Annotated in this window: 28 protein-coding genes; 17 read left to right on the top strand and 11 right to left on the bottom strand. The window is 63.1% G+C overall.

The genetic code is table 11. The features are described from left to right. Positions 1-255: 255 nt before the first annotated feature. Together gntR and NKI16_RS00930 are read right to left on the bottom strand one after the other, a co-directional pair. Positions 256-1,284, bottom strand: a complete 1,029-nt coding sequence (gene gntR, locus NKI16_RS00935) for an HTH-type transcriptional regulator GntR (protein ID WP_352571764.1) — start codon at positions 1,282-1,284, stop codon at positions 256-258. 173 nt (positions 1,285-1,457) lie between these two features. After that, positions 1,458-2,690 (bottom strand): MFS transporter, encoded by a 1,233-nt coding sequence (locus tag NKI16_RS00930; RefSeq protein ID WP_352922204.1) that lies wholly within the window; start codon positions 2,688-2,690, stop codon positions 1,458-1,460. A 175-nt stretch (positions 2,691-2,865) separates the two neighbouring features. Between NKI16_RS00930 and NKI16_RS00925 the strand changes: the two genes are divergently transcribed. The 5 genes from NKI16_RS00925 (at position 2,866) to NKI16_RS00905 (ending at position 6,621) form a co-directional block, all read left to right on the top strand. After that, complete coding sequence (locus tag NKI16_RS00925; RefSeq protein ID WP_352453278.1) at positions 2,866-3,153, top strand: DUF3175 domain-containing protein; 288 nt, start codon at positions 2,866-2,868, stop codon at positions 3,151-3,153. A gap of 119 nt (positions 3,154-3,272) precedes the next feature. Further along, entirely contained in the window at positions 3,273-4,184 is a 912-nt protein-coding gene (gene iolE / locus NKI16_RS00920; RefSeq protein WP_352783942.1) for a myo-inosose-2 dehydratase, read from the top strand. A 199-nt stretch (positions 4,185-4,383) separates the two neighbouring features. Then, entirely contained in the window at positions 4,384-4,590 is a 207-nt protein-coding gene (locus NKI16_RS00915; RefSeq protein WP_023675823.1) for a LacI family DNA-binding transcriptional regulator, read from the top strand. 4 nt (positions 4,591-4,594) lie between these two features. Continuing rightward, positions 4,595-6,061: a rhizopine catabolism transcriptional regulator MocR gene (mocR, locus tag NKI16_RS00910; RefSeq protein ID WP_245274662.1), complete on the top strand. Its 1,467-nt coding sequence runs from the start codon at positions 4,595-4,597 to the stop codon at positions 6,059-6,061. A gap of 182 nt (positions 6,062-6,243) precedes the next feature. Beyond that, positions 6,244-6,621, top strand: a complete 378-nt coding sequence (locus NKI16_RS00905) for a GFA family protein (protein WP_352783940.1) — start codon at positions 6,244-6,246, stop codon at positions 6,619-6,621. Between the two features lie 31 nt (positions 6,622-6,652). Here NKI16_RS00905 and NKI16_RS00900 read toward each other — a convergent pair whose 3' ends face one another. Then, positions 6,653-7,096: an SRPBCC family protein gene (locus tag NKI16_RS00900; RefSeq protein WP_023675820.1), complete on the bottom strand. Its 444-nt coding sequence runs from the start codon at positions 7,094-7,096 to the stop codon at positions 6,653-6,655. A 167-nt stretch (positions 7,097-7,263) separates the two neighbouring features. Further along, positions 7,264-8,508: a DegT/DnrJ/EryC1/StrS family aminotransferase gene (locus tag NKI16_RS00895; protein ID WP_352623377.1), complete on the bottom strand. Its 1,245-nt coding sequence runs from the start codon at positions 8,506-8,508 to the stop codon at positions 7,264-7,266. Between the two features lie 362 nt (positions 8,509-8,870). Here NKI16_RS00895 and NKI16_RS00890 point away from each other — a divergent pair, with 362 nt between their 5' ends. The 5 genes from NKI16_RS00890 (at position 8,871) to NKI16_RS00870 (ending at position 14,110) form a co-directional block, all read left to right on the top strand. Next, a complete protein-coding gene (locus NKI16_RS00890; protein ID WP_352623378.1) occupies positions 8,871-9,845 on the top strand; it encodes a polysaccharide deacetylase family protein in 975 nt (324 codons plus the stop codon). Between the two features lie 67 nt (positions 9,846-9,912). Next, positions 9,913-10,881, top strand: coding sequence for a rhizopine catabolism ABC transporter substrate-binding protein (locus NKI16_RS00885; protein ID WP_352453270.1), 969 nt, complete (start codon positions 9,913-9,915; stop codon positions 10,879-10,881). 148 nt (positions 10,882-11,029) lie between these two features. Then, positions 11,030-12,145 (top strand): ABC transporter permease, encoded by a 1,116-nt coding sequence (locus NKI16_RS00880; RefSeq protein ID WP_352465372.1) that lies wholly within the window; start codon positions 11,030-11,032, stop codon positions 12,143-12,145. A gap of 14 nt (positions 12,146-12,159) precedes the next feature. Further along, on the top strand, positions 12,160-12,972 hold the full coding sequence (locus NKI16_RS00875) for an ATP-binding cassette domain-containing protein (protein WP_352621440.1): 813 nt from the start codon (positions 12,160-12,162) through the stop codon (positions 12,970-12,972). Positions 12,973-13,003: 31 nt separating this feature from the next. Further along, on the top strand, positions 13,004-14,110 hold the full coding sequence (locus NKI16_RS00870) for a Gfo/Idh/MocA family protein (RefSeq protein WP_352623379.1): 1,107 nt from the start codon (positions 13,004-13,006) through the stop codon (positions 14,108-14,110). Between the two features lie 25 nt (positions 14,111-14,135). Here NKI16_RS00870 and NKI16_RS00865 read toward each other — a convergent pair whose 3' ends face one another. Together NKI16_RS00865 and NKI16_RS00860 are read right to left on the bottom strand one after the other, a co-directional pair. After that, entirely contained in the window at positions 14,136-14,909 is a 774-nt protein-coding gene (locus NKI16_RS00865) for a FadR/GntR family transcriptional regulator (protein ID WP_352623380.1), read from the bottom strand. A 30-nt stretch (positions 14,910-14,939) separates the two neighbouring features. Beyond that, a complete protein-coding gene (locus NKI16_RS00860; protein ID WP_352623381.1) occupies positions 14,940-15,929 on the bottom strand; it encodes a LysR family transcriptional regulator in 990 nt (329 codons plus the stop codon). A 110-nt stretch (positions 15,930-16,039) separates the two neighbouring features. On the opposite strand from NKI16_RS00860, the gene NKI16_RS00855 reads away from it, so the two are divergent. The 3 genes from NKI16_RS00855 (at position 16,040) to NKI16_RS00845 (ending at position 18,069) form a co-directional block, all read left to right on the top strand. After that, positions 16,040-16,654 (top strand): nitroreductase family protein, encoded by a 615-nt coding sequence (locus tag NKI16_RS00855; protein ID WP_352922201.1) that lies wholly within the window; start codon positions 16,040-16,042, stop codon positions 16,652-16,654. After that, positions 16,651-17,508, top strand: coding sequence for an EamA family transporter (locus tag NKI16_RS00850; protein WP_352623383.1), 858 nt, complete (start codon positions 16,651-16,653; stop codon positions 17,506-17,508). The genes NKI16_RS00855 and NKI16_RS00850 overlap by 4 nt, the downstream gene beginning before the upstream one ends. Before the next feature lie 72 nt (positions 17,509-17,580). Continuing rightward, positions 17,581-18,069 carry a nucleoside deaminase gene (locus NKI16_RS00845; RefSeq protein ID WP_352623384.1) on the top strand — a complete coding sequence of 163 codons (489 nt, stop codon included), beginning with the start codon at positions 17,581-17,583 and terminating at the stop codon, positions 18,067-18,069. A 165-nt stretch (positions 18,070-18,234) separates the two neighbouring features. Here NKI16_RS00845 and NKI16_RS00840 read toward each other — a convergent pair whose 3' ends face one another. Next, positions 18,235-18,744 carry a GNAT family N-acetyltransferase gene (locus NKI16_RS00840; protein WP_352643388.1) on the bottom strand — a complete coding sequence of 170 codons (510 nt, stop codon included), beginning with the start codon at positions 18,742-18,744 and terminating at the stop codon, positions 18,235-18,237. Between the two features lie 161 nt (positions 18,745-18,905). After that, positions 18,906-19,388, bottom strand: coding sequence for a MarR family winged helix-turn-helix transcriptional regulator (locus NKI16_RS00835; protein ID WP_352623386.1), 483 nt, complete (start codon positions 19,386-19,388; stop codon positions 18,906-18,908). 108 nt (positions 19,389-19,496) lie between these two features. On the opposite strand from NKI16_RS00835, the gene NKI16_RS00830 reads away from it, so the two are divergent. Beyond that, positions 19,497-19,901, top strand: a complete 405-nt coding sequence (locus tag NKI16_RS00830; RefSeq protein ID WP_352456261.1) for a VOC family protein — start codon at positions 19,497-19,499, stop codon at positions 19,899-19,901. 101 nt (positions 19,902-20,002) lie between these two features. Here the strand turns inward: NKI16_RS00830 and NKI16_RS00825 are convergent, their stop codons facing one another. Further along, a complete protein-coding gene (locus NKI16_RS00825) occupies positions 20,003-20,899 on the bottom strand; it encodes an NAD-dependent epimerase/dehydratase family protein (RefSeq protein WP_352623387.1) in 897 nt (298 codons plus the stop codon). A 146-nt stretch (positions 20,900-21,045) separates the two neighbouring features. Here NKI16_RS00825 and NKI16_RS00820 point away from each other — a divergent pair, with 146 nt between their 5' ends. Then, positions 21,046-21,984: an NAD(P)-dependent oxidoreductase gene (locus tag NKI16_RS00820; protein ID WP_352623388.1), complete on the top strand. Its 939-nt coding sequence runs from the start codon at positions 21,046-21,048 to the stop codon at positions 21,982-21,984. Positions 21,985-22,636: 652 nt separating this feature from the next. On the opposite strand, the gene NKI16_RS00815 is transcribed toward NKI16_RS00820, so the two are convergent. Both NKI16_RS00815 and NKI16_RS00810 read right to left on the bottom strand, forming a co-directional pair. Beyond that, positions 22,637-23,416 (bottom strand): FadR/GntR family transcriptional regulator, encoded by a 780-nt coding sequence (locus NKI16_RS00815; protein ID WP_352531788.1) that lies wholly within the window; start codon positions 23,414-23,416, stop codon positions 22,637-22,639. 144 nt (positions 23,417-23,560) lie between these two features. Next, positions 23,561-24,553, bottom strand: a complete 993-nt coding sequence (locus tag NKI16_RS00810; protein ID WP_352623390.1) for a sugar-binding protein — start codon at positions 24,551-24,553, stop codon at positions 23,561-23,563. A 426-nt stretch (positions 24,554-24,979) separates the two neighbouring features. On the opposite strand from NKI16_RS00810, the gene NKI16_RS00805 reads away from it, so the two are divergent. Together NKI16_RS00805 and NKI16_RS00800 are read left to right on the top strand one after the other, a co-directional pair. Beyond that, complete coding sequence (locus NKI16_RS00805; RefSeq protein ID WP_023675804.1) at positions 24,980-25,720, top strand: ATP-binding cassette domain-containing protein; 741 nt, start codon at positions 24,980-24,982, stop codon at positions 25,718-25,720. Positions 25,721-25,754: 34 nt separating this feature from the next. Continuing rightward, positions 25,755-26,753: an ABC transporter permease gene (locus NKI16_RS00800; protein WP_352458732.1), complete on the top strand. Its 999-nt coding sequence runs from the start codon at positions 25,755-25,757 to the stop codon at positions 26,751-26,753. The last annotated feature ends 200 nt before the right edge of the window (positions 26,754-26,953 follow it).

Raw genomic sequence — 26,953 nt, 5'->3', positions numbered from 1 at the left:
ATGAATTTGCGCGTTTCCGGCCCGGCACCTCCCGCCGTACCCGTCGCGCGTTCAGGTGGCCGAATGCCGACCCGATCCCCTCCTTTGCTGCCCGGCTAGTCCCACAAAAACTATCATATTATACATAATAAACAAGCATGAGCTGTCGCTTATGTATAATAAACAGCCTCCCATCGTCGGGGCGAAGTATCGCCCGGCGATAACTGGTAGCGCTACCATGACGTAGTGTAAAGCGCCATTGCGTCGAAGCTCGCTTCAGCGCGCCGTGCTCTCACGTCGCTTGAGTTCGAAGCCAAGGTCGACGACCCGCTGCTCTGGCCTGTTGCCTTCGATCGCCGCAAGCGCCATGGCGACCGCCCGCCGGCCGATCTCGTAGCGGTAGGTCCGAACGCTGGTGACCGACGGAAAGGCCACCTCCATCATGTCGAGATCGTTGAAGCCAACGATGCCGATCGTCTTCGGCACGGCGATCGAAGCGCGATGGCATTCGAACAGCACCCCGAGGGCGATATCGTCATTGTTGCAGAACACCCCATCGAGGCTCGGCACCTTGGCCAGCGCGTCGCGGAACAATTCGCGGCCGAGGGTGACGCTGGAGGGCACCGGCGTCGTGGTGGTGAGCCTCGGATCGAACAGGCCGGCCGCCTCCATCGCCGCGCGATAGCCAGCAAGCCGCCGCTGCGAACGCGGATCCATGCGCGCGCCGATGAAGCCTATCCGGCGATAGCCTGCCTCGATCAGATGTTCCGCAGCCGCCTTGCCGCCCTCGAAATGCGAGAAACCAACCATCATGTCGACCGGATCGGGCCCGGTCTCCATCACCTGCACCACCGGACAGCCCGCCGTTTCCAGCAGTTTTCGCGAGGCCGGCGTCTGGTCGATGCCGGCCACGATCAGCGCCGCCGGGCGTTGCGGGCCAAACACCTGCAGCAGCCGCTCTTCCTCGAGGCCGGAATAGTGGGTGTTGCCAAGCTGGATCCGGAAAGGGCCGTCCGACAGGCTGTCGTAGATGCCGCGCACCACTTCGGCAAAGACGTTGTTGGTAAGCGACGGCACCAGAACGCCAAAGACCTCGGCGCGCGCCGAAGCCAGCGCCCGCGCATTCGGGTCGGGCACATAGCCGAGCTCGTTCACGGCCGACTCGATCTGGCGGCGCAGATCTTCCGAGACACGCCCCGGCTCACGCAGGGCGCGCGATACGGTAATGGCGCCGACGCCGGCCTTGCGGGCGACATCGGCGATGGTCGGGCGGCCGCCGCCGCGGCGCGAGCGCGGCTTGATCACCGTACTGGTCCCGAAGCCCGGCAACCGCCCAGACGCGACCGTGAGACGATGTTCAGGGTCTTTGCCACTGCTGCCTTGCCAACCTGGCCCGTTGCCACACCTTGTCTGGCGTCGCGCAGCCTTCGGCTGTTGTCAAGCGACGGCCGGAGAGACTGTATCCGTACCGCTGTGCTTCAGGCCGCCACAGCAGCGCTGCGCCGGGCCTTCCACAGCAGCAGCACCATGGCCAAAATATTCAGCAGGTTCCAGGCAATGCCGTTGAGGAACGCGGCGGCATAGGAGCCGGTCAGATCGAAGATCCAGCCCGACATCCAGCCGCCGATCGCCATGCCGAAGATGGTCGCCATCATGACGATGCCGACGCGCTGGCCAGCCTCCTTGGCTGGCATATATTCGCGCACGATGATCGCATAACAGGGCACGATGCCGCCTTGCGACAGGCCGAAGACCAGCGAGACGACATAAAGCGAGGCAAGCCCGTCGAACGGGATATAGAACAACAGCGACAGGCATTGCAGCACCGAGCCGATCAGCAGGGTTTTCACGCCGCCGATGCGATCGGCAAGGAAACCCGAGCCAAGCCGGCTGACGACGCCCGCCGCCAGCATGATCGACAGCATATCGGCGCCATGCGCCACGCCGTAGCCGAGATCCATGCAATAGGCGACGATATGGACTTGCGGCATCGACATCGCCACGCAGCAGCCGAGCCCGGCGACGATGAGCAGCGCCTGCAAGGCCGCCGGCGACAGCGAGATCGGCTGGACCACGCGGCTGCCCGGCGATCCCGGAGCCGCCTGGGGCGGTGCGCCGCGCCGGAGCAGCAGGATCAAGGGCACCATGGTGACCAGGCAGACGACGCCGATCGCGGCATAGGTGAAGCGCCAGCCTTCGGTCTGCATGACATAGGGCATCGCCGTCGGCCAGATCGCTCCGGCGAGATAGTTGCCGGATGCGGCAGCCGTCACCGCGACGCCGCGGCGCCGGTTGAACCAGTGCGAGATGTCGGCGATCAGCGGCCCGAAGATCGCCGACGAGCCAACGCCGATCAACAGGCCCTGGACGAGGGTGAACTGCAGGATCGAACTGGTCAGCGACGCCAGCAGGAAGCCGGCGCCAAGTGTAATCGCGGCAATCAGCGCCGGGATCCAATACCCCATGCGGTCGATGGCGCGGCCGAACAGCACATTGCCGGCGGCAAAGCCGACCATGGTCGCGGTGTAGGGCATCGAGGCAGCGGCGCGATCGACGCCGAATTCTGCCTGCACGGCAGGCAGCACCACGACCACCGCCCACATGCCGACCCCGCCGATCGTTGCCAGCAGCATCGAGATGCCCAGCCGTATCCAGGCATAGGCACTGTCGATGCCGGAACTTTCTGCCTGGCTTGAGACGATTGGGGTCAAGAGCGTTTCCTGTCCGCAGTTCTTGAATCGGCGGTTCTGACCACTATCGGCGCATTCGCATCGCCGAGCAGCGCCACGACAGGCAAATCCGTGGCTCCAGGGATCCGGGCCGAAGTGGAACAGGGGTGCGCCATAAGGCGTTTTCCCGGCAACGACCTAGTGGAAGGAGTTTGCCATGACCGCGCAACGGAAATGGTCCGCCGACGTCACCGAGCACAGCGACGCGCTGGACCTCGAGGAACACATCTTCGAATCCCACGATCCCAAGAAGATCGCCGCCTCTTTGAAGCGATCGGCCGAGCACAGCGACCGACGCAAGGCAGGGCCGTTTCAATCCGCCATGTCGATGCTGAATTTCTACATCAACCGCGCCGGCAAGAACCTGCCGGCGGCGCAGAAGAAAGTGCTGGAGGACGCCAAAGATGAACTGCGCGTCCTTTTTGGCCGCCCAAAGGAAGACTAGAATCGGTCACCATTAATTGGTTCTGCCAAATTCGGCTGAACTGGACCTAGTGACAGGGCCTCTTTGTCGCCAGTTTGCAGGCTCGGCTTGTCTTCCCAAGCCCGCAAAAGCCTGGCGTCATGACGGTCAAGATCGGCATCAATCCCATCACCTGGAGCAATGACGACGTTCCGGCGCTTGGCGGGGATACGTCCTTGGAGACCTGCCTGTCGGAAACGGCGCTGGCCGGCTACCGCGGCACCGAACTCGGCGGCAAATTTCCGCGCCAGGCTGAAGTGCTTGGGCCGCTCCTGTCTTCCTATGGCCTGGAACTCGTCTCCGGCTGGTATGATGGCCGCATTCTCGACCGCACGGTCGGCGAGGAATTCGCGGCGATCACCCCGCATCTTCAGCTGTTGCGCGACCTTGGCGCCAGGATCGTCGTCTACGCCGACACCTCGCGCGGTCGCCATGACGGCATTTTCGCACCGATCTCCGAGCGTCCGCGCCTCGCCGACAGGGACTGGCCGTCCTATGGCAAGAAACTGACCGCCCTCGCCGACCGCATGGCTGCATTCGGGGTCGGCATGGCCTTCCACCACCACATGGGCACCATCGTCGAGACGGACGATGAAGTCGACAGGCTGATGGCGGCGACGGGCCGAAGCGTCGGCCTTTTGTTCGATACCGGCCACTGCCTGTTTTCGGGCGGCGACCCGCAATCGCTGCTGCAACGGCATCTCGACCGTATCGTGCATTTCCATTGCAAGGACGTTCGCAGGGCGGTGCTGGAACGGGCACGCCGCGAGGACATGAGCTTCATGGCGGCGGTAATGGACGGCATTTTTACCGTGCCCGGCGACGGCTCGGTCGATTTCCTGTCATTGCTGAAACCCCTCGCTGCGCGCGGCTATGAAGGCTGGCTCGTTGTCGAAGCCGAGCAGGATCCGGCCAAGGCGCATCCGCTGACCTATGCCAGCAAAGGCTATTTCTCGCTGCTCGCCACCGCCCGCGAGGCCGGCTTCGAAGTGGCGACTCGGAAGGCAGGCTGACCGGCCCGCATTGCGAGCCGGAGGAACATAATGGGCGCGCGCCTCGATGGGGTTAGCGACGCGAAAGCGCCCGGCGATCCGCGCCGCCTTGCTCCCTGCGCGGCGCGGATCGCAGAATCCCGGCTCTGGATTAAAACCCCGACTTTCAAGCTTGAGGCCGGCCGGAAGCCGTGCCTTGATGCAACCGAGGAGGAGCGACATGGCTTTCGAAGCTGCGCTTGGCATGGAACGGCTTTGCACCATCCGGGAGATTGCCGAGAAGGCGGAACTTGGCGCCGCCACCGTGCATCGCGCGCTGAAGAACAGCCGCGAGATCCGCCCCGAAACCAGGCGACTGGTGCTCGACACTGTCTGCCGGCTCAACGAGGAAAAGATCGCCCGCGCCGCCCGGTCCGTCGGGGGATAGTGCCGTGGCCGACCACATGCGCCTTTCCCTCGACATCATGTCGGTCGACCGTGCTTCGGAAGAACCGATGCATCGTCAGATCTACGGCGCCTTGCGACGCTTCATCCTTGACGGCCAGATCCCGCAGAACACGCTGCTGCCGTCGACGCGCTCGCTGGCCGAAGATCTGAAGGTCGGGCGCAACACGGTCATCGCCGCCTATGACCAGCTCCTTGCCGAAGGTTTTATCGAGGCGCGTGCCGGATCGGGCACCTGGGTGGCGCCGATCCAGCAGAACCGCCCCTTGGCATCCCTGCGCGCCGGACTGGCAGCGCCGCAAAAGCTGTCGCGGCGCGGTCAGACCATCGTCAACGGCCCGCAACCGCCGCGTAATGCCGGCGTCATCAATTTCCATCCGGGCGTGCCTGAAACGGCATCGTTTCCGTTCACCATCTGGTCAAGCCTTCTGGTGCGCAATGCACGCAGCCGCGACGAGAGCCTGCTTGGTTATCTCTCCTTTGCCGGCCACCCCGGCCTGCGTCAGGCCATTGCCTCGACCATCGGCCTGTCGCGCGGCATTAGCTGCACCGCCGACCAGGTGATCATCGTCACCGGTGCGCAAGCAGCACTCGATCTCGTCTCGCGCGTGCTGATGGACGAAGGCGACCATGTCTGGATGGAGGAGCCCGGCTATCTCGGCGCCAAGAGCGCCTTTCTCGCCAGCGGCGCCAGGCTGGCACCGTTGAAGGTCGACCGGCGCGGCTGGCATCTTGCCGATCCGGAGCTGCCGCCGCCGCGGCTGATCTATGTGACGCCATCCTGCCAATGGCCGTTCGGCACCATCATGCGCATCGAGGAGCGGTTGCAGCTGCTCGACATCGCCGAACGCAACGGCGCCTGGATCGTCGAGGATGACTATGATGGCGAATACCGGTTCCGCGGCCGGCCGGTGCCGGCGCTGCGCGGGCTCGATCATGCCGACCGCGTCGTCTATATCGGCAGCTTCGGCAAGACGCTGATCCCGGCGCTGCGCATCGGTTATCTGATCGTGCCGCGCGAATTGTCGGTGCCCTTCGACCGGGCGGTGAGCATCACCGGTCAGTTCGCGCCGCTGATCCTGCAGGCAACGGTCAACGACTTCATCACCCAGGGCTATTTTGCCACACACCTCAAACGCATGCGCCGGCTCTACGCGCGCCGGCAGGCGAACTTCGTCAAGCTGTGCCAGGAGCATCTGGCCGAATGGCTGACGGTCACGGAAAACGATTCCGGCATGCAGCTGCTGGCGAGCTTCGTCAGGCCCTATAAGGACAGCGACGTGGTCGCCGCAGCCGTCAAGGAGGGGCTCGACGTCCAGGGCATCTCGATCAACTATCATTCCACTGAACCCGAGCACGGGCTGCTGCTCGGCTATGCGGCGATGGACGAACGCCAGATCTTGCGCGCCGTTCTGGCGTTGCGCGCCGCGTTCCTAAGATTGGACAGAAGCTAGAGCCGGCTGTCCATCTCGTTCACCGCGGGGTTGAATCGGTCGTCCGCAGTGATTAGGAATATGGGACGTCGGTCCTTGTTTTTCGGCGTTCGCGCAAAGCGCGCTTCCCAAGGCCGAACCTCCCCGAAAAACCAGAAGCATGCCCACCGCCGGTATTGGCGGGCAACGCATTGATCTGAACCATGAGGATTGCCATGAGAACCGCATCCTGTGCCTGTGGGCAACTGAGTATCTCCTGTAACGGAGAGCCGCAACTGGTCGCACAGTGCCACTGCCTCGACTGCCAGAAACGGACCGGCAGTACATACGGCGTCGCCGCCTTCTTTGCGCGCGACAAGGTAGAAGCCGAAGGCGACGCCAGAACGTACCGGCGGTCAGCTCGGAGCGGCCACCACGTCACTTTCCATTTCTGCCCGGGCTGCGGCTCAAGCGTCTTCTGGGAGCCCGAGCGAAAGCCTGAATGGATCGCCGTCGCCGTTGGCTGCTTCGCCGATCCCGCCTTTCCGGCCCCGGCGCATGTTGGGTGGGAAGAACGGCGTCATCCCTGGGTTTCCGGTTAGCGACGCCAACCCGCCAGGGCAGCGCTTTATCTTACTGGTTGATCTCGGGTTCAACGAGCTTCGCCAGATTTCGCAGCGACTCCTGCCAGCCGAGATAGCAGGCCTCAACCGGGATGGCGTCTGGAATACCTGCCTGCGTGATATTCACTTCGGTGCCGACCGACACTTTCTTCAATGTCACGGTCACCTCGATCTCGCCGGCCAGGTTGGGGTCGTCGAACCGGTCGGTGTAACGCAGTTGCTCATTGGGCACGAGCTCGACATATTCGCCGCCGAACGAGTGGCTGTCGCCGGTGGTGAAGTTGCGGAAGGACATTTTGAACGTACCGCCGACTTTCGCCTCGAAGTGATGAACCGTGCAGGTGAAGCCGTTTGGCGGAAGCCATTTCGCAAGTGCATCCGCTTCGAGGAACGCGCGGTAGACTTTCTCCGGGCTGGTTGTCAGAACGCGGTGCAGCCGTACGGTGCCGGGCATATCGTTAATCCTCCCTGTTGGTGATCGATGCCCCTAGGACGAGCGGAGCCCGGCCTATCCGACACGGGCCTGCGGATTTTTGACGACCGGTAATGCCGGCCGGAATCCTCGCCCGGCCGCCGGACAAGGAACTCGGCCGCAGGGTAGCAAACCGCGCCGGATCTGGTCTAGTTCACACTGTCGAACTTCTGCAGATCAACCGGTGCCGCCTTGCGCAATTCGATATCATCGAGCGAAGCATTCTCCAGCGCCACCCGCGCCGCCGCGTCGATGTTGTGGATCATGTCCTGAATGTCGGTATCGCTGTGCGCCGGGTTCATGGCGACCATCACGGTGCGGTTGAGGATGTCGAGAGAGCGCTTGCCGAGGTCGTCGGAATAATCCAGCCGCAGGCCCTGGTTCTCGGGCAGTGCGTAAGGATTGAGCGCCGGATGATGCGCGCCTTCATGCATCAGCACCTGGTCCCACTGGGTGAAATTGTGACGGCCGGTCTTGCCGGCAACGACACTGGGAATGGTTTTCGAAAAAGTCTGCGCCGCCTGCTCGCTCGGCAGCAGGTACATAAGCTGCGCTGCGCAATCGTCGTCCGGGCTGTTCATCGGCGACGGTGTCAGCCCGAGATTGCCAAGGTGGCGGGTACCGGCCAGCACCGTCTTCTTCTCGGCCCGCATCGCCTCGATGATGCCGTCCAGCCGGTCGAGTTGGACGTTGAGCATCGCCCCCATCAGTTCGGAAGCACGCGCGCCGATGCCGGCGAAGGGTTTGATGCTGTCGCTTCTGCCCTGCCAGTAGAAATGGCAAGGGTCGATGGCGCAGCGCGCCCGCTCCGCCACTTTCGGATCGCTGGTGGCGATGCCGCCGCCCTCGCCCGAGGTCATGTTCTTGAAGTAGTTGAAGGAATAAGCGCCGGCATGGCCGATCGAGCCGAGCTTGCGGCCCTCATAGCCGCCGCCGATGCCTTGGCAGACATCCTCCAGCACCAGCAAGCCGCGCTTGGCAGCAATGTCCATGATTGCATTCATGTTGCAGGCAGCGCCCCACATATGCACCGGGATGACCGCCCTGGTGCGCGGCCCGATGGCATCGCGCAGGGCGATGGGATCGATGGTCAGGCTCTCGTCGATGTCGACGATGACTGGAATGGCCCCGACCGACAGCACCGCGGTCGCTGTCGCCATATAGGTGTGCGCCGGCACCAGCACTTCGTCCCCCGGGCCGATGCCGAGGCCGATCAGGCCGGCGGCGAGCCCATAGGTGCCGCTGGCGGCCAGCGCGAAATGCTCGACGCCAAGATGCTGCGCATAGCGGGCCTCGAAGCGGTCGCATTCGCTGTCCTTGCCGTAACGAAACAGCGCGCCCGAGCGGATCACCCTGGCAATGGCTTCGATTTCCTCTTCGCCGGCGGTGTACATGACAGGCCTCCAGTCACTTGACAGTGTGGGTCACTTGATAATGTGGTCGCTTGATGGTGTGGACAGCTGTAGGCTTGTCGGCACAGTTTGAAAGAACCACTCCGCCGCTATTCGACCAAGCCATCTGCGCCCGGAAGACGGTTCCTATGACTGGTTTTGAACCGTGACTGGCGAAATCGGCAGCTAAGTGTCTCAGCCGGCAGGCAAATCGTACCCATCCGAATTCGCCAAAGTGGCCCTGTCGGAAAGGCAGGTTTCGGCGTTCCATTCCGGCCAGTTGGGCAAACGGTTGGTTCCATGAAATACGGGACACACTTTGGAAGACCCTCGAAACCGGCGCGCCGGCGGGAAGGCGGCCGGTCGTGAACGCCGCCGGCTCCAGCAAACGGATCGTGCTCCACGAGGACGATGTCGGCATGTGCCACGGCGCCAACAGCGCCTTCCTCGAATTGAGCGGGCTGGGTGTCTGCAGTTCCGGCGCGGTGATGGTGCCGTGCCCGTGGTTCCTCGAAATGGCCGAAAGCGCCGCCGCCAATCCTGGCCTCGACCTTGGCGTCCACCTGACGCTGAACAGCGAGAAGCAGCACTACAAATGGCGGCCCTTGACCGCGCCGTCGCGGGCGGCCGGCCTGACCGACGAGTTCGGCTTCTTCTGGCCGGATGTGGCGACCACGCGCCGCAAGGCGGTGCCGCAGGCGGTCGAGGCCGAGCTTCGCGCCCAGATCGACACCGCCTATCGCGCCGGCATCGACGTCACCCATCTCGACGCGCATATGGGCGCGGCATTGTCGCCGGAATTCTGCGCTATCTACATCAAGCTCGGGCTCGAATATCAGCTGCCCGTGCTGCTGACCAAGACCCTGTCCGCCTATTCCCCCAACGACAATCTGGTCGGCGTCACCGAGGAGGCGTTCCAGCGCGGCGTGGCGCTGGCCCGCGCCGGCGGCTTTGCCATTTTCGACGCCGCCATCCAGACGACCTGGGGCCGGCCGCGCTCCAGGCCGATCGAGCCCGCTTACAAGGCGCTCATCGACGGTGTGCGCGAGGGCCTGACCTTCTTTTGCCTGCATTGCAACGCGCCCGGTGAACTCGAGCTGATCGAGCCGCGCTCCGCCTATATCCGCACCGAAGAGTACGAGCTGTTCCGCGACCAGGGCTTTCGCGACTGGCTCGCCGCACAGCCGATCGACGTCATCGGCATGAAGCCGTTGCGCGAGGAGCTTCGCGCAGCACTCTCGGCCGGGCGATTATCAACAACAGCCCGCGGCAACAACGCGGACGAACAGCGATTGGCGTCGGCAAAGGCCCGCAAAGCGGCCACCCGATCCGCAACGTGAGCCGATCGTCGCGGCCGGAAAACGGCGCCAGAGGGATTGGAACTGCAACGACAAATGGGAGAATAAGATGAAAACTCTTCTGAAAGTGGCATTGGGCGCCTTCGTCTCGGCGGGCCTGATGACAGGCATTGCGCATGCCGCGGGGCTCAAGGATCCGAAGGACGTCCGCATCACCTTCGTGGTGCATGGGTCGGCGTCCGATCCCTATTGGTCGGTGGTCAAGCGCGGCGTCGATGACGCGGCCGCCCTTACCGGCGCCAAGGTCGAATATTACGCGCCGCAGGTCTTCGACGTGGTCGAGCAGGCCCGGCTTCTCGACGCCGCCATCGCCACCAAGCCGGACGGCATCGCCGTCTCCATCGCCGACGCCAATGCGCTCGGCAAATCGGTCAAATCCGGGCTTGCCGCCAATATTCCCATGGTGGTTCTGGATTCCGGCGAAAAGGAAGGCGCCGAGCTCGGCACGACGCTCTATGTCGGCACCGTTTCCGAATATGATTCCGGCAAGAAGGCCGGCGAGCGGCTGGCCAAGGAAGGCACGCTCAAGGTCGTCTGTATCAACCACGAGGTCGGCAATGTCAGCCTCGACCAGCGCTGCCAGGGCCTCAATGACGGGCTGAAGCCCTCCGGCGGCGGCACCGAGGTTCTGGCCGTGGCGCCGGATCCGGCCGACGTCCAGCGCCGTACCGAAGCCTATCTGTCGGCGCATCCCGACACCCAGGCCGTCTTCGCGCTCGGCGCCACCGCCGCCAATCCGCTGATCCCGATGTTCCGCGACAAGGAACTGTTCGGCAAGCTCAAGCTCTACACGTTCGACATCAGCCCGGAGGTTCTGGACTCTGTCGTCGCCGGCGAAATGGGCTTCGGCATGGACGCCCAGCAATATCTGATGGGCTATCTGCCGGTGATCTATCTGGTCGAGCAGGCGACGCATGGCTTCTGGCCGCAGAACAACGCCTATACCGGCCCGCTGTTCATCGACTCGCCGGAAAAAGCCAAGGCGATCCTGGCGCTCGCCAAAGAGGGCATCCGCTAGGCAAGCGCTCCGACGGAACGGGAGAATGCGCCAAGCGCTCTCCCGATCCGTTCGAAGATTGCGAATTGAGCGATTGGAGAGCCTAATGGCGGTCGTGGAAGACAACGCAGCACCTCCAGCTGAACTGAAGGCGACCGACCGCTTCGGCATGACGTCGAAGCGGGCCGCCGGCGCCGACGAGCGGCTGGCCAGCACCGGCAAGCTGACCCAGTGGCTGCGCCGGCCGGAAGCCGGTGCCGCCGGTGGGCTGCTTGCGACGATCATCATCTTTGCGCTGCTGCCGGGCGCGGCGAACCTCTATTCGCTGCAGGGGTCAATGACATTCCTGACGTTGTCGGCGGAGCTCGGCATCGTCGCCACCGCGGCAGCACTCCTCATCATCGCCGGCGAGTTCGATCTTTCGGTCGGCTCCATGGTCGGCTTTGCCGGTGTCGTCATCGGGCTGACGGTGAAGTACTGGGGCCTGCCGCTATGGGGCGGCATCGCCTGTGCCTTCGCCGTTGCCATCCTCACCGGCTATCTCAACGGCCTGATCGTGGTGAAGACGCGCCTGCCCTCCTTCATCGTCACGCTCGCCACGCTGTATATCCTGCGCGGACTGTCGATCGGCATCACCCGCGCCGTCACCGGTCGCACCCAGATCCCCTACATACTCGAAGGCGTACCGGACCCGGCAACGGCCGGCATTTTCAACGGCCATCTGCTCACCGGCCTGTTCCGCTGGATGGGCGCGCAAGGCTGGATCGCCACCCGCAGCGACGGCATTCCGTTCGTCGCCGGCATTCCGATGTCGATCGTCTGGTGGCTCGGCCTGACGGCGCTGGCCGGCTACGTGCTTACCCAGACGAAATACGGCAACTGGATCTTCGCCACCGGCGGCGACCTGATCGCAGCCCGCAACGTCGGCGTGCCGGTCGATCGCGTCAAGATCAGCCTGTTCGTCTACACCGCCTGCGCGGCGACGCTGCTTGCCACCATCCAGGTGATGGAGGCGGGCTCCGCCGACACCACGCGCGGCCTGCTCAAGGAATTCGAGGCGATCATCGCCGCCGTCATCGGCGGCGTGCTGCTCACCGGCGGCTACGGCACTGTCTATGGCGTGCTGTTCGGCGCGCTGATCTTCGGGCTGGTGCAGATGGGCATCTTCTACACCGGCATCGACACCGACTGGTTCAAGGTCTTCCTCGGCATCGTCATCCTGATGGCCGTGCTGGTCAACAACTACATCAGGCTGAAGGCGCTCGGCCGCGGAGGTGGCAAATGACCGAACCGGCCCAAATGACCGAACCGGCAATGGAACTGCGCGGCGTCAGCGTCAATTTCGGCTCGGTGCGTGCGCTCCAGGACATCGACATCAAGGTCTATCCGGGCGAGGTCCACTGCCTGCTCGGCGATAACGGCGCCGGCAAGTCGACGCTGATCAAGGTTTTGTCCGGCGTCTATCGGCCGAGCAAGGGCGAAATCCTGGTCGACGGCAAGCCGGTCACCTTCCGCAGCCCGCGCGACGCGCAGGAGCTCGGCGTGGCAACGGTGTTCCAGGACCTCGGCATGATCTCGCTGATGTCGATCACCCGCAACTTCTTCCTCGGCCGCGAGCCGACCAAAAGCAGCCTGCCCTTCTCGCGCATCGACAAAGAACGCGCCAACACCATCGCCAGGCAGGCGATGGCCGATATCGGCATCGACGTGCGCGATCCGACGCAGGCCGTCGGCACGCTGTCGGGCGGCGAGCGCCAGTCGGTGGCGATCGCCCGCGCCGTGCATTTTGGCGCGCGCGTGCTGATCCTCGACGAGCCGACTTCCGCACTCGGCGTCCACCAGGCGGCGATGGTGCTGAAGTTCATCATCGAAGCACGCATGCGGGGTTTGGCCGTGATCTTCATCAGCCACAACATCCACCATGCCTATCCGGTCGGCGACACCTTCACGCTGCTCAACCGCGGCCGCAATCGCGGCACCTACGCCAAGTCCGAGATTTCGCGCGACGAGGTCATCTCGATCATGTCGGGCGGCGAGGATTTGAGAGCGGTCGAGGCCGAGATTGCCGGCCTGCTCGCCCAGATCGGCAACCGGCCGCCTGCGGCGCCTTGAGCTGACAAACGACATCGCGGGGAATGATGGCATGAGCAGGTTACGCGTCGGGGTCGTCGGCGCCGGCATGATCTCGCAGGTCGAGCATATCCCTAATCTGCTGCGCCTCGGCGAATTGTTCGAGCTGGTCGGGGTCGCCGATCCCTCCAGGATTTCGCGGCAGTTCGTCACCGACACCCATGGCATTGCCAATTTCGAAACGATCGACCAGCTCTTCGACCAACGCCTCGACGCGGTGGTGATCGGCTCGCCGGACCCGCTACATCACGAACAGGTGCTGGCGGCGCTGGCGGTTGGCCTGCATGTCTTTTGCGAAAAGCCGCTCTGCTATTCCCTTGCGGAAATCGCCAAGATTGTCGCCGCGCGCGATGCCGCCAGGAAAATCATGCAAGTCGGCTATATGAAGCGCTTCGATCCGAGCTATCGGCTGGCGCTCGCTTCGCTGCCTGGAACATCGAGCACGCTGCGTTCGGTCTCGGTGGAAGTGAACGATCCCGACGCCTGGCCGTTCATCGCCCACCAGCCCTACAGGCGCGGCACCGACATCCCGAAGGACATGATCGCCGCTGTCGCCGCCGAGCAGAAGCGCCAGGTCGAACACGCCATTGGCGTGCCTTTCACCGATCTCGCTTTCCGTGGATTTACCGGCGCTTACAGCTCGGCCTTGATTCACGATGTCAATGCCGTCCATGGCCTGCTCGATGCGCTCGGCGTGCCGGACGGCCAGGTCGTCGGCGCGCAGATCTTTGCCAATGGCGACGGCGGCCACGGCGCCGTCAGGCTGCTGGACGGGCAGGCACTGTGGACCATGACGCATCTCACCGTGCCCAAGCTCGCCGACTACAAGGAGCGGATCACGCTGTTCTTCGACGATGCCAGCCTCGAGCTCGAATTCCCCTCGCCCTGGCTCAACCATCATCCGACCCGGCTGACGGTGACGACCTCGGACGGTCACACGCTGTCGAAGAAAGATTTGCGTGCCGGTTACGCCGAAGCCTTCGTCGAAGAGATGCGTGGCTTCTGGGCGGCGATCGTCAATGGCGATGCGGTCGTCAACCCACCCGAACACGCCGCCCGCGACCAGGCGCTGCTGATCGGGCTGACCCGGCGGCATCTCGCGACCGCACCCTTCGACTGAGCACTCCACCTGTAGCCGAACGGCGCTATCTGGACTTGATGACGCTGTCGGTATTGGCCAGCAGCTTGCGCACCGCATTGCGCGCCGCATCCGGCCGCTGCAGGCGGATGCTCTTCTCGATTGCCTCATGCAGCCTCTGCGCATGCTGCAAATCGTCGAGTTCCCGCGTGGTATAAGCAAACAGATGATCGAATGCCGATTCGATCAGCACGCCGAGCGGCACCAGCAGATCGTTGCCCGAGGCCCGCAGGATGGCGAGATGAAAACGCGTGTCGGCGCGCGTCCGCTCCTGCAGGTTGGTCGCCTCGCCCATCTCGCGGCAAGCCTGGCTGATCTCGGCCATCTGCTCGTCGGTGCGTCGCATGGCGGCAAAGGCGCTGGCCTCCGGCTCGATGATGTGGCGGAATTCCTGCACCGTCCTCAGGAACACCTCGCGGTCCGGCGAGGTCGCATACCAGGCCAGCACGTCGCGATCGAGCAGGTTCCAGCGTTCCTTCGGCTCGACCCAGCTGCCGATCTTCGGGCGTGACGACAGCAAGCTCTTCGCCATCAGCATTTTTATGGCTTCGCGCACCGCCGAGCGGCTGACGTCGAACGTCTCGGACCATTTGGCCTCATTGGGCAGGATGGTTCCCGGCGGATAATCGCCGCGCACGATCCTCAGCCCGATTTCGTTGGCCAGCGACGCATGAACGCTCGACCCCGGTATGCGCGCCGCATCGGCCCGGCGAATACCGCTCGTGCGTTCGGCGAACGCCTCGGCCGCTGTCTTTCCCTTATTCGGCTTCGCGTCCCGCATGGCTCCACAAAGTCCGGATTTGGAGGCGTGTCAAGGAGATGAAATCGACGGCGGTATCCCAGTTTGATTTTCCTCGCCGACACCGTGCTTTGCCGAGCCTTCCCGTCGGACAGGCACGAACGACCTCTCCTTGTCCCGGCTGAATTCCTCGATCAGGAAATCAAGGAAGACGCGGATTTTCGGGGCAAGATGCTGCCGTGCCGGATAGACCGCGTAGAGTGTGGTTTCGACCTTGTCCCAGTCATCCAGAGCCGATTGCAGCCGGCCTGCTTTCAGGTCGCTCTCGACATAGGGATAGGGGATCAGGCTGACGCCGAAGCCGGCGCGCAGCGCATCGCGCACGGCAAGGCTCGACGAGACCGAATATCGTCCGTCGATGGCGATCCGCTCGGCCCGGCCGTCCTTGCGGAACTCCCATATGTCCGCATGCCCCGAGAGGCTGAACCGGATGCAATTGGCCGCCTTCAAATCGGCAGGCGTCTTGGGCCGGCCATACTTCTCGAAATAGGACGGAGCTGCGCAAAGCACGTGCGGCATGACCGCAAGCTTTCGGGCGACCAGGCTGGAATCCTCGAGATTGTCGCTGCCGCGAATGGCAAGGTCAAATCCCTCCCGCACGATATCGACGCGCCTGTCATCAAGGTGCAGGTCGAGCTTCAAATCGGGATAGCGCGATAGAAACGCGGGGATGGCAGCCGAAAGCCGCGTCAACGTGACAGTCATCGGCGCGCTGACCCGCAACGTGCCGCTCGGCGCCGTCTTGATCGGGCCGAGCACCTGGTCGGCCCTGGCCAGCGCATCGAGCCCATGCGTGACATGCTCCAGATAGATCCTGCCTTCTTCGGTCAGCGCCATGCGCCGCGTCGTCCGGTTGATGAGCCGCACCCCCAGATGCGCCTCCAGCTCGGCGATGTTCTTGCTGATCGCGGGAGGCGAGAGACCGAGCCGCCGTCCGGCTTCGGCAAAACTGTTCAGTTCCGCCACCTGGCGGAAAACCTGCAGCGCAGTCAGGCGATCCATCTCACCATTCTCTTCTAGTAAACAATGTCTTTCAATTATCGCATATTATCGCTCATTGGTAAATTCTCTATCTGCTATCCGAACGGCTTGCTCAAATTCGGAATGACATGATGACCAACCCCGCAATCTCCCTTATCGAGCGACGCATGTCGGCCAATCGGTTCGATGCCTCGCATGTATTGACGGATGCCGAGGTCGAGGAACTGGCACCCCTCGCAACGCGCGCGCCAAGCGCCTACAACCTTCAGAATTGGCGATTCATCGCCGTGCGGACGCCGGAAGCAAAGGCGCGGTTGCGAAGCGTGGCCCACGGCCAGGCGAAGGTACAGGAAGCAGCGGTCACCTTCATCATCTGCGGCGTACTCCCCGACCACGCTGCCCTCAATTCCAGGCTCCGTCCTTTCGTGGAAGCCGGCTTCATGCCCGCGGATATGGCTTCGGGCTGGCGGGAGGGCGCCCGCGCCCAATATGCCGATCCTCTAGCGGCCCGCGACGAAGCCGTGCGTTCGGCAACGCTTGGCGCCGCAACGCTGATTTTTGCAGCCGAAGCGCTGGGGCTCGTCTCCGGTCCGATGGCAGGCTTCGATGCCGAAGGCGTAGCGCGCGAGTTTGGCCTCGAGCGCAATGAAGTGCCGGTGATGCTCATCGCGGTCGGCCGCGCCGCGCCCGGAAACTGGCCGCAAAAGCCGCGCCGCCCTCTTGCCGAAGTTCTGGAAATCTTATGAAAACGCACCGTTTCGATCTGTTGCTTACAGCCATCGCACCGGCAATATGGGGCAGCACCTATATCGTCACCACGCAGTTCCTGCCCAACTTTTCGCCGATGACGGTCGCAATGCTGCGTGCCCTGCCCGCCGGATTGCTGCTGCTGGCGATCGTCCGGCAACTGCCAACGGGCATCTGGTGGCTGCGCAGTTTCGTCCTCGGAGCCCTCAACATCTCGATCTTCCTGAGCATGTTGTTTGTCGCCGCCTACCGGCTTCCGGGCGGGGTCGCGGCGACCGTGCTGTCGGTCCAGCCGTTGATTGTGATTTTCCTCGCTGCTGCCCTGCTTGCGAGCCCTGTCCGCCGGGTGGCGATTGTCGCCGCCCTTGTCGGGATCGCCGGTGTTGCATTGCTGGTGCTGACCCCGAACGCGACGCTCGATGCGGTCGGCGTTGCCGCCGGCCTCGCCGGGGCGGCCTCAATGGCCTTCGGTAGCGTGTTGAGCCGCAAGTGGCAGCCGCCAGCATCGCTGCTCGCCTTTACGGCATGGCAACTGACCGCCGGCGGTCTCCTTCTCATTCCGGTGGTCCTGCTTTTCGAACCACCCATCCCGTTCCCGACCGCGGCCAACTTGCTTGGACTGGTGTGGCTCGGCCTGATCGGTGCGGCGCTGACCTATGTCCTCTGGTTCCGGGGCATTGCGCGACTCGAATCTTCGGTGGTGTCATCGCTGCTTTTCCTCAGCCCGGTGACCGCCGTGCTGCTTGGATGGGTATTCCTGGATCAGACGCTGACCTTGCCTCAGATCGCCGGCGTCGTTTTCGTCATCGGCAGCATCTGGCTGGCTCAACGGCCTAGTCGGAACGAGGCTTGAGCCTTGCTTGTCGACTTGTGTCGACGGATTGTTCGGCACTATCATCAAGCGGCGCTGCCGGAGAACCTGCCGATGCCACAACGCCCTTATGATGAGCGGCTGCTCCGTCAGGCGTTCGAAGTCGCGCGCAGGGCCCGCGATGCTGGCGAACATCCCTTTGGTTCGCTGCTCGCCGACAAGGACGGCAATGTGTTGCGCGAGCAGCCCAACGCTTACAAAGCCGGCGGGGGCGACCGCACCGCTCATGCCGAAAGGCTGCTGGCCTCGTGGGCGGGGATGAATGTCAGTCTCGAAAAGCTGGCTTCCTGCACCCTCTACACTTCGGCCGAACCTTGCGCGATGTGCTCCGGGACGATCTATTGGGCGGGCATCGGACGGGTCGTCTTTGGGCAGAGCGAACATGACCTCAAAGGGTTGACGGGCGCACATGTCGAGAACCCCACACTCGACCTGCCCTGCAGGATCGTCTTCGAAGCCGGGCAGCGTCCGACTGAAGTCGTCGGCCCGCTGCTTGCCGATGAAGCGGCGCAACTCCAGGCCGAATTCTGGAAAGACAAGTAGGGTCAGGACTCGTTGATTCAGAGGCAGAGGTAACTGCTGACGTGGAAACGACCTAGCTCCGGACCCATAAGGGGGATGGCGTTGGCAGCGGTTTTCGTGATTCACGGTCTCCAAAGGGAGACCAACGACGAATCGCGATACTGGCTATGCGAGCCCGCCGATCATTCACAACGCCTTCCTCATCCGCAACAGGGGCACGCCTGCTCCGCCTCTGTTGTCGACGACTTCTTCAACCGCCTCAAAGCCGCAGGCCCGATAGAGCGGTTCGCCGGCCCTCGTTGCCATAAGCTCGACATTTGTGAAGCCCTCGCCGCGGGCGGCGTCCTCGCACAGCGTGAGGATTAGACGCCCCACGCCTCGGCGGATGAAGCTGGGATGCGTATACATGGCACGCACGCGCGCAGCCTCTTTCGTCGGGTCAAGCAGCGCTGCATCGCGCCCGGGTGAACGGTCGCCGCCGTAGAGGGTTGCGCGCCGACTCCATCCGCCGCAACCGGCCAGGATGCCATTCTGCTCCACAATGAAATATGTTCCGTCATCAACGAGTTGCGTATCGAGCCCCATGATTGCTCGGCTCGAAGCGATCTGCTCCTCTGTGAGGAACGGCTTCTGAAGCTCGCCGATGGCTGCATTCATCAGTACAGCCAGCGCCGGCATATCGGCAATTGTCGCCAACCGATGGTCCAGGCTGATCCTCGGCATTCTTCAGCAGGTCCAGTGCAAACCGCTTTGAAGTTAGCACAAGATCATCACGATCATGGGAAAAAACCTAAGGCATGGCCGGGGTCGAAGCTTGCCCTTCGCCGCCGCCTGATGCCCAGTTATGAGTCCGGATCCTAGAGGCCGGTGAGCAATTTCTTAAGTAGAGCATTAAGAGTTTCCTGCTCCGCCGACGTCAGCACGGAGATTAATTGCTCTTCCAGCGCCACCATTGGACCGATCAAATCGTCTATCGCGCGCTTGCCGCCGGTCGTCAGCGCAATTTGCTTGCCGCGCCGGTCGGCGGGATCGGGGCGTCGTTCAACCAGCCCAGCGCGCTCCAGCCGGTCCAGGCGGCTGGTCATGCCGCCCGAGGAGATCATTGCCGATTCGTAGAGCTGAGTAGGTGAAAGCATATAGGGTTCACCGGCGCGCCTAAGCGGCGTGAGCACATCGAACTCACCTACATTCAGGCCTGCTTCTTTGAGCAACGGGTTCATGTGATCGCGGATGACCCGTGCGGCGGCATCGAGCAGACGACCTACCGTTTCAACAGGTAACGACGGAAGATCGCGGCGCTCGCGGGCCCATTGCTTAGCTGCGGCCTCGGCGCGATCCATGGCAAATATTCCCTCGGCAAAATGTATCTTGCAATCAAGATACATTGCATCTACTTACATTGCAGCAAGACAATAGCGCAGCGCGCAGCCTTGGAGAAGGAGAAATCGATGCCCAAAATGATTTTCGTGAACCTGCCTGTCCGTGACCTGTCGGCCTCGACGGCGTTCTACGTGGCGCTAGGCGGCACTGTGAACCCGCAGTTTTCGGGCGAGAAATCCACCTCGCTCATGTTCTCGGACACGATCGGGGTGATGCTGCTGACCCATGACCACTACCGCGAATTCACCAAACGCCCAATCGGCGACGCACGGCGCGACAGCCAGGCAATGATCGTCCTCACTGTCGATAACCGCGACGCCGTCGATGCAACACTGACCAGCGCGGTTGCGGCGGGCGGTCGCGCCGATCCCAACCCGGCACAGGATCTTGGCTTCATGTATAACCGCCACATTGAAGACCCGGATGGCTACGTCTGGGAAATCGTATGGATGAACCCGACGGCGAACGCCTGAACGTAGGGTGTGGGCGCATCGGTCGTAGCGGGTCATGAGCCTAGCCTCATGACGAGCAATTGCGGGCTGGCCCAGTGCCGGTTCCGCGTCAGCTGCCCCGGTCAGGCCGTCTTGACGTATTTCCGCCAGCTGTGCTCCGGCCGGAAGCCGAGCATGTCCCGCGCCTTGCGGTTGGAGAGCAGCGTCTCGTATTCGTCAAGTTCGGCCTTGACCGGCACATCGGGATAAAACCGCTTCAGCAGTTCGGCCGTCGGCAGGTCGGACGAGGTGTCGTCATTGGCCGCGTTGAACACCTGATAGCCGAGCCCGTCCTTCTCGATGGCGCGCAGCGTGATCTGGCCGAGGTCGCGCGCGTCGATATAGCTCCAGGCGATGCGCTTGCGGAAACCCGGATCGGCGAACCATTTCGGAAACAGCGAATATTCATGCGGCTCGATGACGTTGCCGATGCGCAAGGCATAGATGTCGAAGCCGCTGCGCAGCGCAAAGGCGCGCGCCGTCTTCTCGTTGACGACCTTGGACAGGGCGTAGCTGTCCATCGGATCGACGTCATACGCCTCGTCGAGCGGAAAATGCGTCGGGTTGCGCGGCTCGTTGGCGAAGACCAGGCCGTAGGTCGTCTCGCTGGAAGCGACCACCACCTTGCGGATGCCGAGCTTCACGGCAGCCTCGATGACGTTATAGGTGCCGAGCGCGTTGATGCGGAACACCTCATTGTCGGGCGTGATCATGATGCGCGGGATCGCCGCGAAATGCACCACGGCATCGACCGGCTGCGAGCGCAGCGACGGGTCGAATTCATGCAGGCCGATATAGCTCGACAGCGCATTGAACACCTGCCCGCTGTCGGTGATGTCGGTGATTAGCGTGCGCACCTTGGGATTGTCGAGCGGCTTGGTGTCGATGTTGAGCACCTGGCAGCCCTGCTCGACCAGGTACTGCACGACGTGGCGCCCGGCCTTGCCGCTGCCGCCGGTGAACATGATCCGCTTCGTCATTTTGCTCTCCCTGGAATTCATGTGTATTGTCAGACAATATCGAACTCTGCAATCGCCTGCCACGGCATGCGGCAAAAACCCGCTTCAACAATTCGCCGGCAAGCTGCAGCGCCGTCATCCATCATTGCAAAATAGGACGAAACGACATGAACACTACCGCCGCGAGCGAAAATATCGGCTTCATCGGGCTTGGCCTGATGGGGCACGGGATAGCGAAGAACATCGTCGACAAGGGCTATCCGCTGACGTTTCTCGGCCGCAAGAACCGCACGCCGGCGGAAGACCTGCTCGGCCGCGGTGCCAAGGAAGCGGCGACCTCGCGCGACGTCGCGGCGGCATCCGATATCATCTTCATCTGCGTCACCGGCTCGCGCGAGGTCGAAGCCATCATCCGCGGCCCAGGCGGCCTCAAGGAAGGCCTGAAGCAGGGATCGGTTGTCGTAGACTGCTCGACCTCTGATCCCGTTTCGACGGTGGCGCTGGCCGCCGAACTCAAGGCGCTCGGCGTTGACTATGTCGATGCCCCGCTCAGCCGCACGCCGAAGGAGGCCTGGGAAGGCACGCTCGATGCCATGGTCGGCGCCCCCGATGCGGTCTTTGCCCGGCTGAAGCCGGTGCTCGAAACCTGGGCCGGGCGTATCGTCCATATCGGCGATACCGGCGACGGCCATCGCATGAAGCTGCTCAACAATTTCATCTCGCTCGGCTACGCCGCGATCTATTCCGAGGCGCTGGCGCTGGCGCAGAAGGTTGGCATCTCGCCGCCGCGCTTCGACAGCGTCATCCGCAACGGCCGCATGGATTGCGGCTTCTACCAGACCTTCATGCGCTGGACGCTGGAAGGCGACCGCGACGCGCACAAATTCACCATCGCCAACGCCTTCAAGGATCTCACCTATCTCGAATCGATGGCAGGTGCTGCCGGCATCGCCAACCCGCTCGGCAACGCCACCAAGAACGCCTTCGCCGGCGCCTTCGCGGCCGGCCCCGCCGACCAGTATGTGCCGATGCTGGCCACGCATATCGGCAAGGTCAATGGCATTGACCTCATGCCGACAAAAGATGGGAAAAAGCAGACGATCTGAGGCTTGTGCGATACGCCCGGTACACTGCCTTCAATCGAGGCCGGCGCTGCCCCTCATCACCCTGCCGGGTACTTCTCCCCGTATAGTGACGGGGAGAAGGACGCCTTCGCCAATGATTTCGCCAACTGCCTGCGTTGCAAGCCAACTGCCTGCATTGCAAGAAGGTGTGCCAAGATCGCGGACAGCCCCTTCTCCCCGTCACTATACGGGGAGAAGGTGGCGGCAGCCGGATGAGGGGCAGCACCAACCTATATGACAAATCAACATCGCAACCGGGCAGATGACGTCGTCGGTGTTGTCGAAAAGTCGGTGCATTGCAACACGCAACGTCCGATCGAAGAGAAAGCCAGAAACAAAAAACCCGCCTCGGGAGGCGGGTCGTTGTAGCCAATTAGCACCATACCGAGATTAGTAGCATAGCTGCCGGCACAAAGCAAGAACAAAATACGCTGCGACGGTAAAAAAGTCCGAATTCCTGCCTCACCCGAGGTCGCCGCCCCTCATTGCTTGGCCCTAAGGTTGGTGATTAGCGAAAGCCGAAGTGGCATCCAATCTCCCCCCTCGTGGGGGAGATGTCCGGCAGGACAGAGAGGGGCGCGAAGGAATGCGAGTTTTGCAATCGTTCGGAGCAACGCCAGCCCTGGCGCATAAATCACCGCCGCGACCGGCCGATGACATCGTCGGTGTTGGCAAGAAGCCTGTGCACCGCGGCGCGGGCTGCGGCGGGCCGCTGCAGGCGGATGTTCTTCTCGATCGCCTCGTGCAGTGCCTGCGCCCGCCGCTGATCGCTGGTCTCGCGGGTGACGAACTGGAACAAATGGTCGAGCGCCGATTCGATCAGCACGCCGAGCGGCACCAGCAGATCGTTGCCCGAGGCGCGCAGGATGGCGAGGTGAAACCGCGTGTCGGCGCGCGTCCGCTCCTGCAGGTTGGTCGCCTCGCCCATCTCGCGGCAGGCCTGGCTGATCTCGGCCATCTGCTCGTCGGTGCGCCGCATGGCGGCAAAAGCGCTGGCCTCCGGCTCGATGATGTGGCGGAACTCCTGCACGGTTCTGAGGAACACCTCACGGTCCGGCGAGGTCGCATACCAGGCCAGCACGTCGCGATCGAGCAGGTTCCAGCGTTCCTTCGGCTCGACCCAGCTGCCGATCTTCGGGCGTGACGCCAAAAGGCTCTTCGCCATCAGCATCTTGATCGCCTCGCGCACCGCCGAGCGGCTGACGTCGAAGGTCTCGGACCATTTGGCTTCGTTGGGCAGGATGGTTCCCGGCGGATAGTCGCCGCGCACGATCCTCAGCCCGATCTCGTTGGCGAGCGACGCATGCACGCTCGAGCCGGGAAAGTGTGCGGCGTCGGCACGTCGAACGCCTGCCGGCCGCTCAGCCTCTGCCTTCAACTTGGCGGGTCGCTTTTTTGATGTCGCGTCCGGCATTGGTATTCCCCGGCAACTGCTTGTCGAAAGCCTGAACTCAGGGCACGGCAAAGCAGCGGCCTACGCTCCAAAGCAGCGTCGCCTCGTGCGTTTTGTATGGACAGTGCGACCGGGGCGCCCGACGGGCGCCCCGAAATTGCCGACCTACTTCTGGATGCAGGTGTCGACGGTATCCTTGGTGCATTCGTCGAGGCCGGTGAACACCGGATCGGCGACTGGCTTGCCGCCGACCAGGTCGATCATCACCGAAGGCGCCTTGTAGCCCATCTCGAACGGCCGCTGGCCAACCAGTGCGGTCACCAGCCCGTCACGAGCAATCGCCACCTCGTCGCCGATCGTGTCGGCGGCGCCGATGACGAAGGCGTTGCTGGCGATCTTGTCGGCCATCGGCTTGAACAGGTCGCGGTAGGGCTGCGGAGCGCCGAACAGCGGCCAGCCGCCCATGATGCCGAAGGCGTCGAGATCGGGATTGGCGGCGAGGATGTCGGTCATCGCCTGCACGCCCTTGGCGCCGTCGTCATTGGTGAACACCGGGCAGCCGGCAACTTCCGTCCAGCCGCCTTCGCCTGCCAGCGCCGCGAGGCCGTCCTTGCCCGAAAGCGCGTCACGCATGCCCTGGGCGCGGCGCAGGATGTTGTCGGCCGCCGGATTGCCTTCGATGGTGCAGATCTTGCCGCCATTCGGCTTGGCCTTCTTGATGTATTCGCCGATCTTGTGACCCATCAGGTAGTTGTCGGTGCCGAGATAGGTCTTGCGCAGCGCCGCGTCTTCCTTGCTGAGGTCGGCGTCGAGGGTCATGATCGGGATCGACGGATTGGCGCTTTTGATCGTCTGCGCGATCAATGGCGCGTTCGACGGCGAAATCGCCATCGCCACCGTGTCGGGCTTGCTCAGCATGTCCTGGACGATCTGGGCTTCACCGGCCTCATCCGAGGTCGACGCCGGTCCGGTGTAGAAGCACTCATATTCCGAGCTGGCGTTTTCCTTGTTCCATTTCTCGCAACCCTGGTGGATGGCCTCGAAGAATGGATTGTCGAGACCCTTCACGACGATGACGAGCTGTTTCTTGGCCATGGCCGGCCCGGCACCCAGCGCCATAACGGCGGCGGCAGCAGCGAGCAATAGTGATTTCCTCATGTCAGTCCTCCCTTTGAAACAAACGGACACGGCGTGCCCGCCACACACAGACCGACCCGGAGCAAGATGACAGAGGACGTCGCACTCGTGTCGCCAAGCCAGGTCGATAAGCATTTTCATATTCAGTCTCAGACCGGCACCGACAGATATCGCTGGTTACCAAATCCCTGACCGACAAACCCTCACCGATTCCTTCCGGCAACCCGGGGGCTCGGCGCAAGCTCCTCCGACACTTAGCTAATATCGCCTTGTCACCGACGTCAATGCTATTTGTCCTACAAAACTGATTTTTCGAAAGAAGCCGTGGTTGACGCCAAGGAGGCTTATGCGTAAATGGGCAAAATCGCTGCTTCCGGGAGGAACTGGGGAGAGCGAATGGCCGCGGCAGAACCGCAGGCCGCAAAGCACGGGGAGGCAAGAAGGCTGGTGGCGGTTCTCGAACTCACCAACATCTCGAAGCATTTTGGCGCCATCCAGGCGGTCAACGACGTTTCGTTGTCGATCGAGGCCGGACAGGTTGTCGGCCTGATGGGCGACAACGGCGCCGGCAAGTCGACGCTGGTCAAGATGATCGCCGGAAATTTCCCGCCGAGCCATGGCACGATGCAGATGGACGGCAAGGAGCTGATCCTGCACAAGCCGGTCGAGGCGCGCCAGCACGGCATCGAAATCGTCCATCAGGACCTGGCACTGTGCAACAATCTGACGGCCGCCGCCAACGTCTATCTCGGCCGTGAATTGCGCCGCGGCCTCGGGCCGCTTCGCATCCTCGACTATGCCGCGATGTACAAGCGTGCCGGCCAGATCTTCGCCGAGCTGAAATCCGAAACCCGCCCGCGCGACCTGGTCAAGCAAATGTCGGGCGGCCAGCGGCAGGCGGTGGCGATCGCCCGTACCATGCTTTCGCAGGCCAAGATCGTGCTGATGGACGAGCCGACGGCGGCGATCTCGGTGCGCCAGGTCGCCGAGGTGCTGAACCTGATCCGCCATTTGCGCGACCAGGGCATCGCCGTCGTGCTGATCAGCCACCGCATGCCCGACGTCTTTGACGTCGCCGACCGCGTCATCGTCATGCGGCGCGGCCGCAAGGTCGCCGACAAGACGATCGCATCGAGTTCGCCGGAAGAAGTCACCGGACTCATCACCGGCGCCATCGAACAGGTATGATTGACGCCTCAACCATGAGTAAAAAAGGTCGATAATGGCAGTCACCCTTGATCAGACGATCGCGCACAAGCAGCACACCTTGCTGAGCAAGGTGTTTGCCAGCCAGACCTTCTGGGTGGTGATCGCGGTCATCCTCGCCTGCCTGTTCCTGTCGGTGGCAACGGATTCCTTCGCCACGACCAAGAACCTCTACAACATCACCCGCAACGTCACCTTCGTCGCCATCGTCGCGCTCGGCATGACCTTCGTCATCATCACCGGCGGTATCGACCTGTCGGTCGGCTCCGTGCTTTGCCTGTGCTCGATGGTGCTGGCCGTGACCATGCATGCCGGCTACGGCATCGAGATCGGCATTGCCGCTGCGATCGCCACAGCGCTGATCATCGGCGCCTTCAACGGGGTTCTGATCGCCTATCTCGGCTTCCCGCCCTTCGTGGTGACGCTCGGCATGCTGTCGATCGCACGCAGCCTAGCCATGGTCGCCTCCAACAACACCGTCGTCTTCCAGTTCGGGCCGGATCACGACAAGCTGCTGGCGCTGGGCGGCGGCGCCTGGGTGTTCGGCATCGCCAATCCGGTGCTTTACATGATCGTGCTGGCGTTGATCACCGGCTTTGTGCTGCGCTGGACGAAATTCGGCCGGCACATCTTCGCCATCGGCGGCAACGAGCATGCGGCAACGCTGACCGGCGTTCCGGTGCGCCAGATCAAGGTCGTCGTCTACATGATCTCGGCAATGGCGGCTGGCCTTGCCGGCATCATCCAGACCGGCTGGCTGGGCGCGGTCACCACCAATCTCGGCAACGGCATGGAGCTTCAGGTGATCGCCGCCACCGTCATCGGTGGCGCCAACCTGGCCGGCGGCATGGGCACAGCCTTCGGCGCGGTCGTCGGCGCGGCGCTGATCGAGGTCATCCGCAACAGCCTCGGCCTGCTCGGCATCAATGCCTTCTGGCAAGGCGTGTTCATCGGCGGCGCCATCCTGCTCGCCGTGCTGTTCGACCGCATCCGCAATTTCAGGCGCAACGACTGAATCTCGGCCGCATCCCGACGCTGAATCATAGACCGTTCGCCGGTTGAATTGCCGGCCTCGAGGCCTCGCCGGCGCTGGTCGCCGGCCGACCGCATCTGTCTTCCCATAGCGGCCTTGAAACGCTCGCCTTCCTCCTATCGCCGGGTCTGAAAATCCGCCGCTGCGGCGCATGGCCGGCGCCCGGACGTGCACATGCGTCT

Source organism: Mesorhizobium sp. M0698, assembly GCF_040320455.1.
Taxonomy (GTDB): domain Bacteria; phylum Pseudomonadota; class Alphaproteobacteria; order Rhizobiales; family Rhizobiaceae; genus Mesorhizobium.
This window is presented reverse-complemented; position numbering and strand designations above follow the sequence as displayed.